The sequence below is a fragment of the Peterkaempfera bronchialis genome (assembly GCF_003258605.2).
Lineage (GTDB): Bacteria > Actinomycetota > Actinomycetes > Streptomycetales > Streptomycetaceae > Peterkaempfera > Peterkaempfera bronchialis.
On the sequence record NZ_CP031264.1, the window covers coordinates 6086741 to 6100590 of the forward strand.

At 74.2% G+C, this 13850-nt stretch carries 12 protein-coding genes; 3 read left to right on the forward strand and 9 right to left on the reverse strand.

The features are described 5' to 3' along the window. Positions 1-79 precede the first annotated feature (79 nt). The 3 genes from C7M71_RS26150 (at position 80) to C7M71_RS26165 (ending at position 4791) form a co-directional block, all read left to right on the forward strand. On the forward strand, positions 80-1168 hold the full coding sequence (locus C7M71_RS26150; RefSeq protein WP_111494171.1) for an LLM class flavin-dependent oxidoreductase: 1089 nt from the start codon (positions 80-82) through the stop codon (positions 1166-1168). Between the two features lie 169 nt (positions 1169-1337). Further along, positions 1338-3665, forward strand: coding sequence for an FUSC family protein (locus C7M71_RS26155; RefSeq protein WP_111494169.1), 2328 nt, complete (start codon positions 1338-1340; stop codon positions 3663-3665). A gap of 313 nt (positions 3666-3978) precedes the next feature. Next, positions 3979-4791 carry an adenosylcobinamide amidohydrolase gene (locus C7M71_RS26165; RefSeq protein WP_407676002.1) on the forward strand — a complete coding sequence of 271 codons (813 nt, stop codon included), beginning with the start codon at positions 3979-3981 and terminating at the stop codon, positions 4789-4791. A 17-nt stretch (positions 4792-4808) separates the two neighbouring features. On the opposite strand, the gene C7M71_RS26170 is transcribed toward C7M71_RS26165, so the two are convergent. The 9 genes from C7M71_RS26170 to C7M71_RS26210 form a co-directional block, all read right to left on the reverse strand. Further along, on the reverse strand, positions 4809-5687 hold the full coding sequence (locus C7M71_RS26170) for an LLM class F420-dependent oxidoreductase (RefSeq protein WP_111493077.1): 879 nt from the start codon (positions 5685-5687) through the stop codon (positions 4809-4811). A gap of 112 nt (positions 5688-5799) precedes the next feature. Continuing rightward, positions 5800-6582, reverse strand: a complete 783-nt coding sequence (locus C7M71_RS26175) for a gamma-glutamyl-gamma-aminobutyrate hydrolase family protein (RefSeq protein ID WP_229758918.1) — start codon at positions 6580-6582, stop codon at positions 5800-5802. After that, entirely contained in the window at positions 6579-8096 is a 1518-nt protein-coding gene (locus C7M71_RS26180) for an aldehyde dehydrogenase (RefSeq protein ID WP_111493076.1), read from the reverse strand. The genes C7M71_RS26175 and C7M71_RS26180 overlap by 4 nt, the downstream gene beginning before the upstream one ends. Beyond that, positions 8093-8851 carry a gamma-glutamyl-gamma-aminobutyrate hydrolase family protein gene (locus C7M71_RS26185; protein WP_111493075.1) on the reverse strand — a complete coding sequence of 253 codons (759 nt, stop codon included), beginning with the start codon at positions 8849-8851 and terminating at the stop codon, positions 8093-8095. Before C7M71_RS26185 ends, C7M71_RS26180 begins: the two co-directional genes overlap by 4 nt. A 2-nt stretch (positions 8852-8853) precedes the next feature. Beyond that, positions 8854-9603, reverse strand: coding sequence for a substrate-binding periplasmic protein (locus C7M71_RS26190; RefSeq protein ID WP_111493074.1), 750 nt, complete (start codon positions 9601-9603; stop codon positions 8854-8856). Continuing rightward, positions 9600-10997 (reverse strand): glutamine synthetase family protein, encoded by a 1398-nt coding sequence (locus C7M71_RS26195; RefSeq protein ID WP_111493073.1) that lies wholly within the window; start codon positions 10995-10997, stop codon positions 9600-9602. Before C7M71_RS26195 ends, C7M71_RS26190 begins: the two co-directional genes overlap by 4 nt. Positions 10998-11019: 22 nt before the next feature. Then, positions 11020-12249, reverse strand: coding sequence for an NAD(P)/FAD-dependent oxidoreductase (locus tag C7M71_RS26200; RefSeq protein WP_111493072.1), 1230 nt, complete (start codon positions 12247-12249; stop codon positions 11020-11022). A gap of 2 nt (positions 12250-12251) precedes the next feature. After that, positions 12252-12440 (reverse strand): ferredoxin, encoded by a 189-nt coding sequence (locus tag C7M71_RS26205; RefSeq protein WP_111493071.1) that lies wholly within the window; start codon positions 12438-12440, stop codon positions 12252-12254. A gap of 75 nt (positions 12441-12515) precedes the next feature. After that, complete coding sequence (locus C7M71_RS26210; protein WP_111493070.1) at positions 12516-13718, reverse strand: cytochrome P450; 1203 nt, start codon at positions 13716-13718, stop codon at positions 12516-12518. Positions 13719-13850 lie beyond the last annotated feature (132 nt).

Here is a 13850-nt window from a genome sequence, read left to right on the forward strand (position 1 = left end):
CCGGGGCAGGGAATACCGGGGCGGGGTGGGATGCTGGGCAGGTTGTTGAACGGTCAATCAAGGAGCGAGGGTGAGCGGGATGCAGTTCGGGATCTTCACGGTGGGTGACGTCACCCCCGATCCCACGACGGGCCGGACCCCCACCGAGCATGAGCGGATCAAGGCCATGACGGCCATCGCGCTCAAGGCGGAGGAAGTCGGCCTGGACGTCTTCGCCACCGGCGAGCACCACAATCCGCCGTTTGTGCCGTCCTCGCCGACGACCATGCTCGGCTGGATCGCGGCCCGCACCGAGCGGATCATCCTCTCCACCTCCACCACGCTGATCACCACCAACGACCCGGTGAAGATCGCCGAGGACTTCGCCATGCTCCAGCACCTCGCGGACGGGCGGGTCGACCTGATGCTGGGGCGTGGCAACACCGGCCCCGTCTACCCGTGGTTCGGACAGGACATCCGGCAGGGCATCCCGCTGGCGATCGACAACTACGCCCTGCTGCACCGACTCTGGCGCGAGGACGTGGTGGACTGGCAGGGCCGCTTCCGCACCCCCCTCCAGGGCTTCACCTCCACGCCGAGGCCGCTGGACGGGGTACCGCCGTTCGTCTGGCACGGCTCCATCCGCTCCCCGGAGATCGCCGAGCAGGCCGCCTACTACGGCGACGGCTTCTTCGCCAACAACATCTTCTGGCCCAAGGAGCACTTCAAGCGGCTGATCGGCCTCTACCGGGAGCGCTACGCCCACTACGGCCACGGCAGCCCGGAGCAGGCGGTCGTGGGGCTGGGCGGCCAGGTCTTCATGCGCCGCAACGCGCAGGACGCGGTCCGCGAGTTCCGTCCGTACTTCGACAACGCGCCCGTGTACGGTCACGGCCCGTCCCTGGAGGAGTTCACCGAGCAGACCCCGCTCACCGTGGGCAGCCCGCAGCAGGTCATCGACAAGACCCTGACCTTCCGCGACTCCTTCGGCGACTACCAGCGCCAGCTCTTCCTGATGGACCACGCCGGACTGCCGCTGAAGACCGTGCTGGAGCAGCTCGACCTGCTGGGCGAGGAGGTCGTCCCGGTACTGCGCAAGGAGTTCGCCGCCGGTCGGTCCGCGCAGACCGCCGACGCGCCCACCCACGCGGCCCTGCTGGCCCGGCAGTCCCCGCAGGTGCCCGAGTGACCGCCTGCCTCCGAGGACCGGGGAGCCGGTGACGGCAGTACCCCGAGGGGCTGCCCGCCCGGATCGACCGGGCGGGCAGCGGACCGGCCGCGCCGTAAGGAGAGCGGACCGCCACCTGGCCGACAATGGGCAGGCCAGGTCATCGGACTCCGGGAGCGTGGTCGCGGGCATGGGACGGGTACGGCAGGCCACGGCAGGGATGTGGGACCGCTTCACGGCCTCCGACCCGGGGCTGATCAGGCTGCTCTCCGCGTCCGACACGGTCGGCGGGATCGTCGTGACGCTGGCGGTGCTGGCGGCCCTGCACGCGCCGGTCACCCTGCTGGTGGTCGGCGCCGTCGCCGCCATGGCGTCCTCCTTCGCCATCACCGAACCCCGGCTGCGGGACCAGGCGGTGACCCATGCGCTGGGACTGCCCGCCGCGCTGCTGTCGGTGGTCCTCGCCGCGCTCCTGGTCTCCCACCGGGTGATCGCCGACCTGGTCTTCATCGTGCTGATCTTCGGGGCTGTGTACATCCGCCGGTTCGGGAAGCGCGGCACAGCCCTGGGGATGATCGCCTTCCAGCTCTTCTTCGTCTCCCAGTTCGTCCAGGCGGGCCCGGGGATGCTGCCGCAGCTCTGCGGGGCGGTGGCGGTCGCCTTCGCCGGTGGGGCGCTGGTCCGGTTCGGCATCCTGCGGACCGACCCCGAGCGGACCCTGGAACGCCTGCAACGTGCCTTCCGGGTACGCCTGGGGAGGGTCCTGGACGTCCTGGCGGAGGTGGCAGCGCCGGGACTCTCGGCGCCGCTCCCCGACCGGGCCGTTGCCGACCTGCACCGCAGCACCGCCCGGCTGCACGAGTGCGCGCTGATGATCCAGAGCCGACTGGAGGCGGGCACCCCCGACGCCCGTACCGCCGCACTCGTCCAGCGCCGGGTGGCCGAGGCCGAGATCGCCACCGAACGCCTGGGCATCCTGCTGCTGCGGGCCCTTGAACCGGCCGGACAGGACGCCGACTACACCCTCACCCTGCACCTCCCCGGCCACCTCCCCGCCCCGGGCACGTCCCCCGGCACGTCCCCCGGCCCGGAGGCCACCGGGCCCGACGTGGCCGCCCTGCGCACCCTGGAACGGGAACTGCGCGCGCTGCGCCTGCTGATCGACCTCACCGCGGAGCAGCGGCGCGGCACCGGCTACGCCGTCGTCCGCAACCGGCTGCTGGGGTACCGGGGCGACGGCCGGCTGCCGGACGCCTCGCCCGCCGTCCAGGACGCCTTCCGGGGCGTCGGCGAACTCGCCCGCGCCATGCTGGGCCTGCACCTGGCCCTCGACCAGGACCGCGACTCGGCCGACGACAGCCCCGAGACCGCACGCTCCCGCGAGGAACTGGAGGCCGAGGACGTCAGCCTCGCCGCGGAGGAGGAGGACGAGGACCGCGCCACGCCCACCGGCATCAGCCCCGCCACCCGGGCCGCCTTCCAGGTGGCCACCGGGTCGGGGCTGGCCATCCTGGGCGGCGAACTGCTCTCGCCGCAGCGCTGGTACTGGGCGGTGCTCACCTGCTGGGTGGTCTTCATCAACACCGCCTCCACCGGCGAGATCCTGATCAAGGGCTACCGGCGGCTGATCGGCACCATCGTCGGCGTGGTCGCCGGACTGGCCCTGGCCGTCGTGGTCGGCGGCGACCCCTGGCTGGCCTTCGCGCTGGTGATCGTCTGCATCTTCGGCATGTCCTTCACCGCGCCGCTGTCGTACACGCTGATGTCCTTCTTCGTGACCATGATGCTCGGCCTGCTCTACACCCTGCTGCACACCTTCAGCACGGCCGTGCTGGTGCTGCGGATCGAGGAGACGGCGCTGGGAGCCGCCTGCGGCCTGATCGCCGCCGTGCTGGTGCTGCCCGTCGACACGGGCCGACGGACCGACGAGCAACTGCGCCAGGTGCTGCAACGCCTGGACGACGTGGTCTCCGCCGCCGTGGCGCGGCTCAGCGGCGCCCCCGCCGCCGACCTTTCCGACAGCGGCCTGCTCACCAGGGCGCGCGACCTGGACACCGCCCTCGACGGCCTGCGCCGCGCGGTCAAGCCGCTCACCCACCCGATCAGCCCGCTGCGAGCCCGCCGACGCAACGCCCGCCATGTGATGGGCCTGCTGGAGACCTGCGCCTACCACGCCCGCAGCCTGGCCGCCACCGCCGAGCAGATCCCCGACTCCCAGCCCATGCCCGGCGACCCGCGCCTCGCCGAGGCGGCCGGCCGGATCGACCGCAACCTGCGGACCCTGATCCGCTGGATCGCCAAGCCCGAGCGGGGCACCACGCTGGAGACCGGCCCGGATGTGGCCGCGCTGCTCGGGGAGCCCGTCCAGGGCACGGTGGCGCTGCGGGTACTGCGCCACCTCCAGCGGATGGACGAGGGCATCCTCGGGTTGGCCAGGCCGCTCGGCCTCGGCACCGCCCTGGCCGACCGCGACGGTCCCGCCCGCAGCAGCATGCCGGCGCGGGACAGCTCGGCCTGACCCGGGCGGCGGGGGGCGGTCCTAGGCTTCGGCGTATGTCCGGAGGCGGGTGTGCTGCCGATGGGTGGGGTGCGGGTGGGGGCCTGCGGCGGCTGCCGGGGGAGGGTTGCGGGTCGCGGCATGGGATTCGGTGCATGTCCGGAGGTGAGTGCGCGGCCGATGGGTGGGACGCGGGTGGGGGCCGGGGGTGGTGACGGTGGAGGGGGCCTGGCCTGCGGCGGCTGCCGGGGGAGGGTTGCCGGGTACGGCCTAGGCTTCGGCGCATGTCCGGAGGCGAGCGTGTGACAGATGGGTGGGGCCGGGGGTGGTGACGGTGGAGGAGGCCCGGCCTGTGGCGGCTGCCGGGGGCGGGTTGCGGGTGGAGCGGCTGGCGCGGGTGGAGGACGGGGCCTGTCGGCATCTGCTGGTCTGGCGGGCCGGTCCGGGGTGGCGGATGATCAGCAGCGCGGTGCTGGGCGGCGGCCTCGGGCCGCGCGGCTGGGTGGTCAACGCCCAGGTGCGGCCCGGCTATGACCGGATGGACCCGCAGCGCCACCTGGCCGACCTCGCCCGGTCCGCCGGCCTGGCCGGTCCCGGGGTGGGGCTGATGACCGCCGCGCCGGTCGACGCCTGCACCCGCGCCCATGACCAGGGGGTGTCGGCGCTGGTGACCACCGGGATCGGGGTGGCGTGCTGGGCCGCCTCCGAGGCGCCGGGCGCCCCCGGGGCGCTACCGCCCGGCACCATCAACATCGTCGCCGCCGTCCCGGCCCCGCTCTCCGACGCCGCCCTGGTCAATGCGCTGGCGACGGCCACCGAGGCCAAGGTGCAGGCGCTGCTCGACGCTGGGTACGACTGCTCGGGCACCCCCTCGGATGCCGTCTGCATCGCCGCCCGGGCCCCTGCGGCGGGGGAGCAGCCGGTGCCGTTCGGCGGCCCCCGCTCGCTCTGGGGCGCCCGGCTGGCCCGCGCCGTGCACGCGGCGGTGCGGCACGGCGCGGAGCAGGACGCCGCCCGCCGCGCCGCCGCCCTGGAGGAGGCGGTCCACCCGGCCACCGGCCCGGAGTGCATCACCGTCCTGGCGGACGCGACGGACGTGGCGGACGCGACGGACGCGCCGGATGCGGCGGGCTGCCGGATCGGGTGAGCGGCGGGGCGTGGGGGTCAGGCGGAGGCCAGGTCCAGGATCTCGGCCAGCCGCCGCCACCCGGCCCGGGGCAGCGCGGTGTGTCCTCCGCCGTCGACCACCTGGAGGGCGACATGGTCCGCCCCGGCGGCGTGGAACTCGTCCACCCGCCTCCGTATGGCGTCGGCGTCGCCCCAGGCGAAGACCGCGTCGACCAGGCGGTCGCTGCCGCCGTCGCGGAAGTCGTCCTCGGTGAAGCCCAGCCGCTCCAGGTTGGCCGTGTAGTTGGGCAGCGCCAGGTAGCGGGCGAGGAAGCCGCGGGCGATGCCCAGGGCCCGGTCCCGGTCGCTCTCCAGTACCACCTTGAGGTCCGGCGCGAGCAGCGGTTCCGGCCCCAGCTCCTGCCGGGCCTGGGCGGTGTACTCGGCGGTGACCAGGTACGGGTGGGCCCCGGCCGCGCGCTCGCCGGAGAGCGCGAGCATCCGGGGGCCCAGCGCGGCCAGTACCCGCCGCTCGGCCGGGACGGGGGTGGGCGCCGCGTCCAGCGCATCGAGGTAGTCGCGCATCGCCGAGTACGGGCGGTGGTACGCCTCGGCGAGCTTGGCGTGGCTGGCGCCCAGGCCCAGCACGAACCGGCCGGGGCGCTCCTGGTCGAGCTCCGCGAACTGGCGGGCGACCGTGGGGGCGTCGTGCTGCCAGATGGAGAGGATGCCATTGGCGACGGTGATCCGGGAGGTGGCCCTGACCAGCCGGGCCGCGTGCTCCACGCTGCTGCTGCCGCCCACCCACAGGGCGCCGTAGCCCAGCTCCTCCAGTTCGGCCGCCGCCTCGCCGATCTCGCCCCCGAGCGCCGGGTCGTCGGAGCGCAGCTCCGCGCTCCAGAGCCCGAACCGGCCGATGTCCTGCCTGAGTGCCATCGCTGCTCCCCTGCTGCGTGAGGCGCCGTCAGTACCTACGGGGCAACAGCGCCCGGCCCGGAGGTGTTCCCCAACGGGAACACCTCCGGGCCGGGCAGGTCAGGCGGGCAGGTCAGGCGGGCCGGGCGCAGGCGGCGACAAAGCCCGCGAAGAGGCGCCGCCGGTGGGCGTCGGCGCCGTCCGGGTCCTCCGGGTGCCACTGCACGCCGACCACCCATCGCTCCGGGTGCTCGACCGCCTCCACCACGCCGTCGTCCGCGCGGGCCGCCACCACCAGGCCGCCGCCCACCCGGTCCACGGCCTGGTGGTGCCCGGACCGCACCGTGAGCCGCAGCTCCCCGGCGAGGTCCGCGACCCGGGTCCCCGGGGTGACGGTGACCTTCTCGTCCAGGAACATCGGCTGCCCCGGGCCGCCCCGGTGCAGCCGGTGGTCCTCCAGGTCGGGGATCAGGGTGCCTCCGTGGGCGACATTGACCAGCTGGTGGCCCCGGCAGATGCCCAGCACCGGCCGACCCGCCGCAACGGCCGCCCGGATCGCGGCCAGGGTGTGGTCGTCGGCCCGCCGGTCGACGCCGTAGGAGTGCGGCACCGGCCCGGTCACGCCGTACAGCGCCCCGTCCACATCGCCGCCGCCGAGCACCAGCAGCCCGTCCAGGTCGGCCGCCTCGGCGGGGTCGCCCAGGGCGTCCGCCGAGGTGTCGACCAGCCGGTGGTCGGCGCCCAGCTCGCGCAGGGTGGCCAGGGCGGTACCGGTGAAGCGCCGCACCAGGTCGGCCACGGGCTCGGTGAGGTCGGGGAAGTTCAGCGAGACCAGCACCGCGATGCGCGGGCCGCCGACCGGGGCGGGGCCGGGCGGCTCCACCTCGTGCCGGTGCACCGTCGGGCGGGGGCTCACAGCTTGATCCAGGTGGTCTTGAGCTGGGTGTACTTCTCCAGCGCATGCAGCGACTTGTCGCGGCCGAAGCCGGACTGGGCATAGCCGCCGAACGGCACCGTGATGTCGCTCTCGTCGAAGCAGTTGACCCAGACGGTTCCGGCCCGGATCGCCCGGGACATCCGGTGGGCGGTGGAGAGGTCCCGGGTCCAGACGGCGGCGGCCAGGCCGTAGTCGGTGCCGTTGGCGATCCGTACCGCCTCCTCGGCGTCCTCGAAGCCGATCACCGAGAGCACCGGCCCGAAGACCTCCTGCCGGGCGATCCGCATCCCCGGGTCGACCTGGTCGAAGACGGTCGGCTCCAGATAGCAGCCGCCGGTCTCGGCCAGCACCTGGTTGCCGCCCAGCACCGTCCGGGCGCCGTCCTCGACCGCGCCGCGCACATGGCCGAGAACCCGTTCCAGGTGCTTCTCCTCCACCAGCGCGCCCACCTGGGTACGCGGGTCCAGCGGGTCGCCGACCACGGTCTGGCGGGCCGCCTCCACCACCAGCTCCAGCAGCTCGTCCCTGACGGACCGGTGGACCAGCAGCCGGGACCCGGCCGAGCAGACCTCGCCCTGGTTGAAGAAGATTCCGCCGGCGACGGCCCGCGCCACCACCGCGAGGTCCGGCGCATCCTCCAGGACCACCTGCGGCGACTTGCCGCCCAGCTCCAGGGAGACCTGCTTGAGGTTGGACTCGGCGGAGTAGCCCATGAAGAGCCTGCCGACCTCGCCGGAGCCGGTGAAGGTGAGGGCGTCCACATCCGGGTGGCGGCCCAGGGCGGCGCCGGCGGTCGGGCCGAAGCCGGGCACCACATTGAGGATGCCGTCGGGTACGCCCGCCTCGGTGGCCAGCGCGGCGAACCGGAGCGCGGTCAGCGGCGACTGCTCGGCCGGCTTGAGGACCACCGCATTGCCTGCGGCGAGCGCCGGCGCGACCTTCCAGACCGCCATCATCAGCGGGAAGTTCCATGGCACCACCGCGCCGACGACGCCCAGTGGCTCACGGGTGATGGTGGCCAGGGTGTCGGGGCCGGTGGGTGCCACCTCGTCGTACCGCTTGTCCGCCGCCTCGGCGTAGAAGTCCAGGGCCTGCACGGTCACCCGCAGGTCCACGGCGAGCGCGTCGGTGTACGGCTTGCCCATGTCGACGCTCTCCAGCAGCGCCAGCTCCTCGGCGTGCTCCTCCACCAGCCGGGCCAGCCGTTGCAGTACGGCACGCCGCCGCCGGGGGTGGAGCCCCGACCAGCGTCCGCTGTCGAAGGCCCGCCGGGCGCTCGCCACGGCCCGGTCGACATCCTCGGCGCCGCCGGCGGCGACCCGGGCGACCACCCGGCCGTCGCGCGGCGAGACCCGGTCGAAGACGGCGCCGTCGGCGGCGTCCAGCTGCTGCCCGCCGATATGCAGCCGGGTGGCCGGGGTGAGGGCGGCGAAGCGCTTCTCCAGCTCCTCGCGCCGGGCCAGGGCGGTGACGGGGTCCGGGGTCGCGGTCATATGGCGACCTCCTTTCGGGTCTGGGACTCTCGGGCCTGGGCCTTGCGACCGTGGGCTTCTCGGGCCTGGGCGCGGTCGACCAGGTCGCCGAAGAGCGCGGCGTCCTGCCGGGAGCTGCCGGCCAGGTCCTCCGGGTGCCACTGCACGGCGAGCAGGTCCGCCGCGGTGTGCTCCACGGCCTCCACGCAGCCGTCGGCGGACCGGGCCGACACCACCAGGCCGTCGCCCAGCCGGTCGACCGCCTGGTGGTGGTAGGAGGAGACCGGGAAGGACGCCGCGCCGAGCAGCGTGTGCAGCCGGCTGCCGGGCACCGCCGTGACCGGGTGCAGCGTGCCCAGGTGCTCCACCGGGCCGGGCGGCAGATGCTGGACCAGGGTGCCGCCGCAGACCGCGTTGACCACCTGGAGGCCCCGGCAGATCGCCAGCGTCGGCAGTGCGAGGGCCAGGACGGCGCGGGCCACCGCGAGGTCCAGCGCGTCCTGCTCCGGGTGGTCCGGCTCGGTCTCCGGGCCCCGGGCCTGCCCGTAGTGGTCGGGGTCCAGGTCGGAGCCGCCCGGCAGCACCACCCCGGCGAAGCCGGCCAGCCGCCGGGGCAGCTCCGGCAGGGCGCTGCGGTCGGCGCCGTGCAGCACCAGCGGTTCGCCGCCCGCCGCGAACACCGCCTCGCAGACCGCCTCGGCGGCGACCGTGGCGCTGAACCGCAGCCCGGAGACGGAGGCCGCGCGGCGGCCCACCACCAGGATCGTCGGACGCACCCTCACACCCCCGCCCCGCCGCCGAAGGGGCCGCTGGAGGAGCCGCCGAAGGGGCCGCCGAACGGATACTCCAGCGCGGGCAGCCAGCGCGCCCACGCCTCGGCCAGCCGCCCGTCGGCGGTGATCCGGCCGAGCGCGCCGTCCAGCTCGGCCAGCCGCCCGGGGTGCTCCTTGGCCACCCCCAGCGCCCAGCGGTTGCCGGTACGGACCGTGAAGGCGAGCGCGAAGTCGGGATGGTCGTCCAGCGGCACGAAGACCACGTCGTCATCGACCACCGCGTCCACCTCCCCGGCCCGCAGCGCCGCCAGCATCTCGCCGAAGACATCGTCGGAGCCGCCGCCGAACGGCACGGTCACCGCGCCGTCGAAGGTCTCGGCCAGCGCCAGGTTGGTGGACCCGGCGATGGCCGCCACCCGCCGCCCGCGCAGCTCCTCCGGGCCGCGTACCGGATCGCCGCGCCGCACCAGCACCGACTCATGGAAGACGGCGTACGGGCGGGTGAAGTCCACCAGCGCGGACCGGGCCGGGGTGACGCCCTGCCCGCAGAGCACGGCGTCCGCCTCCCCGCGCCGCACCGCCGGGATCATCTCCGCCCAGGGCAGGCAGACCCACTCCAGCGGGCGGCCCAGTTCGGCGGCGAGCAGCTCGGCGACGGCCGGTTCATAGCCCCGCCGGACGCCGTCCGGGTCGGCGAGGTGGAAGAGCGGCGGGGCCTCGGAGTCGATGCAGGCCAGGCGGAGCGGCGCGGTCACGGGGCCTCCTCCGCGTACATCAGGTGCTCCCAGTCGGTGACGGTGCCGCAGAAGCGGGCCCACTCGTCCCGCTTGAAGGCGCCGTACAGCTCGACCAGCTCCGCGCCCAGGGCCTCCTTGACCACCGGGTCGGCCTCGAAGGCGTCCAGCGCCTCGCCCAGGGTCAGCGGCAGCCGGTCGAAGAGGGCCTCACCGTCGTAGCTGGAGCCGCGCTGCGCCGGGCCGGGGTCGATGCCGTGGGTCAGGCCGTCCTCGATGGCGGCGAGCAGCACGGCGTGCGAGAGATACGGGTTGACCATGGCGTCGGGCAGCTTGAACTCCAGCCGGCCGTTGGCGGAGAGCCGCACGGTGCAGGTCTTGTTGTCCATGCCCCAGTTGATCCGCGAGGGGGCGAACTGGCCGGAGTCCCAGTACCGCTTGTAGGAGTTGACGGTGGAGCCCATCACCGCCATGGAGCCGGCGGCGTGGCTGAGGATGCCGCCGAGGGCGTGCCGACCGGTCTCGGTGAGGTGCAGCTCGGTGACGCCGGGGTCGGCGAGGACGTTCGCACCGCCGCGCCAGAGCGAGAGGTTGTGGTGGCAGCCGTTGCCCATCATGCCGGTGGCGGGCTTGGGCATGAAGCTTGCGGTGACGCCGAGTTCACGGGCGACCTGACGGCAGATCTGCCGGTAGACGATCAGCCGGTCGGCGGTGAGGTCGGCATGGTCGTACATCCAGTTGAGTTCCAGCTGACCGGGGTCCTCGTAGTCGCCCTCGATCATGTCCAGGCCCAGCGCCCGGGCGTAGGAGATCACCTTCTGGTAGATCGGGCGGTATCGCTCCAGGTGGTCCACGTGGTAGGCGGGGCTGGAGCCGGGGCGGAAGCGGGCGTCCAGACCGGGGCCGCTCCAGGTCATCTCGGGCTCGCAGCCGCTGCGCAGCTCCAGGCCGGTGCGGGCGGTGAAGTCGGCGTGCAGCCGCAGCAGGTTGCCGCGCACATCGGTGGCGAGCGGCTGCCCGCCGACCTCCGGGCGGTGGTCGGGCTCGTACAGCCGGCAGAAGAGGCGGCCGGTGGAGCGGTCCCAGGGGAGGACGGCGAAGGTGTCCAGGTCGGGCAGGGCGGTGAACTCGGCCGCCTCGGCGCCGCCGCCGAGCAGGGTGCCCGCCCGGTCGGTCTGGAGGTCGGAGACGGCGGTGCGGTGCAGCTGGATGCCGCGTTCGGCGTTGCGCGCCAGATGGTGGGCGGGGACAACCTTGCCCACCACCCGGCCGGTGATGGTGACCGCCTGGTAGTAGAGGTACTGGACGCCGGCCTCGGCGATCCGGCTGCGGATCGCCTCCAGGGCGGCCTGGTCGGTGTTGCGCTCGCGGTGCCGGTCCAGCGCGGTGGCGCCGGGGATGACGGTGGTCGTCATGGGTTCCTCGCGGGGTGGGGGGTCAGGCGGCGGGGACGAGGGCGGTGAACGCCTCGCGCAGTGCGCGCTGACGGGCTGGAGGGAGGTTGACGGCGACGGTGCCCACGTGCCGGGACTGCCGGTGGTAGGTGGCCAGGAAGCCGGCCCCGAGGTCTTCGGGGTCCCCTTCGAGGAGGCACACCTCGTCGGCGAGGGCGGGGGAGCCGTAGCTCTGGAACCGCAGGTCGAGCTGGTCGCTCCAGAAGGAGGGGACGGGGGTGAAGGGCAGCGGGTCGGGGTCCCGGTCGGCCAGCAGGGCGGTGAGGGTGGCCGCCGCCCGCTTGGCGGTGTCGGCCGGGATCGACCAGTGCTCCACCCGGCGGGGGGTGGTGTCGAAGAGCGGGTTGGGGAAGCGGGCGAGGTCGCCGACGGCGACCAGCCGGTCAGCGCCGACGGCCAGCAGCCGGTTGTCGCAGAGCACGCCGTCGGTGAGGTCGGGGCCGGCTGGCTGTCCGGGGCGGGCCAGCCACTCGGTGTTGGGCAGCGAGCCGACGGCCTCGACCACGACATCGGCGCCGAGCGTGGTCCCGTCGTCCAGGTCGACCCCGGAGACCTGCTCCCGGCCGAGTACCCCGGCCACCGACCGGCCGGTGCGGAAGGCGATCCCGGCGGCCTGGTGGTGGCGCTGCACGGCCTGCGCCAGCACCTCGCCGAGCACCCGGCCCATCGGCGCCCCGGAGGGCTCCACCACGGTGACCCGGCAGCCGAGGCGCAGCGCGGTGGCGGCCACCTCGCAGCCCACGAACCCGGCGCCGACCACCACCACCCGGGCCTCCGGCCGCAGCGCGCCGCGCAGCGCGATGCAGTCGTCCAGGGTGCGCAGCGCATACCGGCCGCGTCGCGGGCCGGGCAGCGGCAGCCGCCGGGGGCGCAGGCCGCTGGCGGCGACCAGCCCGTCGTACCGGACCCCGGTGCCGTCGGCCAGGGTGAGCAGGCCCCGGTCCAGGTCGGCGGAGGCGACCGGCTGCCCGAGCCGGAAGTCGACGTCGCCGACCACGGCGCGGCGGCGGAAGGCCACCGAGGCGTGCAGCCGGGCCGGGTCGCTGTCGCCGGGGTCGGCCAGCAGCTCCTTGGAGAGCGGCGGGCGGTTGTACGGGAGGTGGGGTTCGTCGCCGAGGACGGTGATCGGGCCGGTGTGCCCGGCGATCCGCAGCTGCTCCGCCGTACGCAGGCCGGCCAGCGAGGCCCCGACGACGGCGATGTGGGCGGACAACCTCAGTCCTTGATGAGGATGGCCTGGACGGGGCAGACGTCGGCGGCCTCCTCGGCGTCGAAGCGCTGCGCGTCGTCGGGGTGGGCGTCGTAGACGAGCCTGCCCTCGTCGTCCATCCGGAAGACGACGGGCGCGGCGATGGCGCACTGGCCGTGGTCCTGGCACTTGGCCAGGTCGACGATGACCTGCATGGCAGGGGCTCCCTTCGGGGGGCTGCTCGGATGGCGGGGTGTTCAGGTGGCGGGGTGTTCAGGTGGCGGGGGTGTTCAGGTGGCGGGGGTGAAGGCGAGGGGCAGCCGGACCGGGCCGGTGTTGCCGGAGTCGGGCAGCCAGGTGGCGCCGTCCTCGATCCGGGGGTCGCGCAGTCGGCGGGCGAGCAGCGGCAGCGCCTCGCTCATGTCGCTGCGGGCCACGAAGTGGCCGAGGCAGTGGTGGGCGCCGCCGCCGAAGCCGAAGTGCGGCCTGCGCTCGGCGGTGAGGTCGAAGGTGTCGGTTCCGAAGACCCGGGGGTCGGTCCCGGCGGACTCGCTGAAGAGGTGAACGGTGGTCCCGGCGGCGATGTCCAGGCCCTGGTAGCTGAAGTCCTCGCGGGCCTCGCGGGTGACCCAGGTGACCGTGGGGTTCACCCGCATCACCTCCTCGACCGCCGCGCCGCCCAGCTCGGGCCGTTCGGCGAGCAGCCGCCACTGGTCGGGGTGGCGGGTGAAGGTCTGCATGGCCAGGCCGAGCTGGTTGCGGGTGGTGTCGAAGCCGCCGAAGATCAGCAGCACCAGTCCGTCGCGCAGTTCGGCGTCGCTGAGCGAGTCGGAGTCGCGGTGGGCGCGGACCAGCGCGGAGACGAAGTCGTCGCGCTCGGCGCGGCGGCGGTCGGCGATCAGCTCGTCGGCGTAGGCGTACAGGTTGGCCAGGGCGGCCTCGATCTTCGGCAGGTCCTCCCGGATGGTCACCCCCATGGCCAGGCCGATGGTGGCCGACTCACGGGCGATCACCGGCCACTCGGACTCCGGCATGCCCAGCATCAGGGCGATCACCCGGGCCGCGTACGGCTCGGCGAACTCGGAGACGAACTCGCACCGGTCGGGCTCGCGGAAGGAGTCGATCAGCTCGGTGGCGAGCGCCTGGAAGCGGGGGACCAGGCCGCCGATGAGCTTGGGGGAGAAGGCGGGGTTCATCAGGCGGCGCAGCCGGTGGTGCTCCTCGCCCTCCTTGTTGAGCACCCAGCTGGCCCACCAGTCGGCGAAGGGGCCCTCGGTGACCCCGTGGTGGGCGGGCCAGGCGGCGCTGCCCTGGCGGAGCTTGGGGTGCTTGAGCAGTCGGCTGACCTCCTCGTAGCGGAGTACGGCCAGGCCGTAGTTGGTCCGGGCGTACCAGCTGCGCTCGCGGGCGTCGTGCACGGCGGCGGATTTGATGGAGAAGTCCGGGTCTGCGATGTCGAAGTAGGGCACGGCGTCAAGCGCGGTGACCGTCACGGGGCCTCCCACTGTCTGTCGGGTCTGCCGGGGCGGGGGTCTGCCGGCGGGTGGGTGGCCAAATACTCTAAACCTAGAGTTTGTCTGTCAAGGGGTCGCACCAAAAAGGCCGCCGGAGCCTCGGGGGCTCCG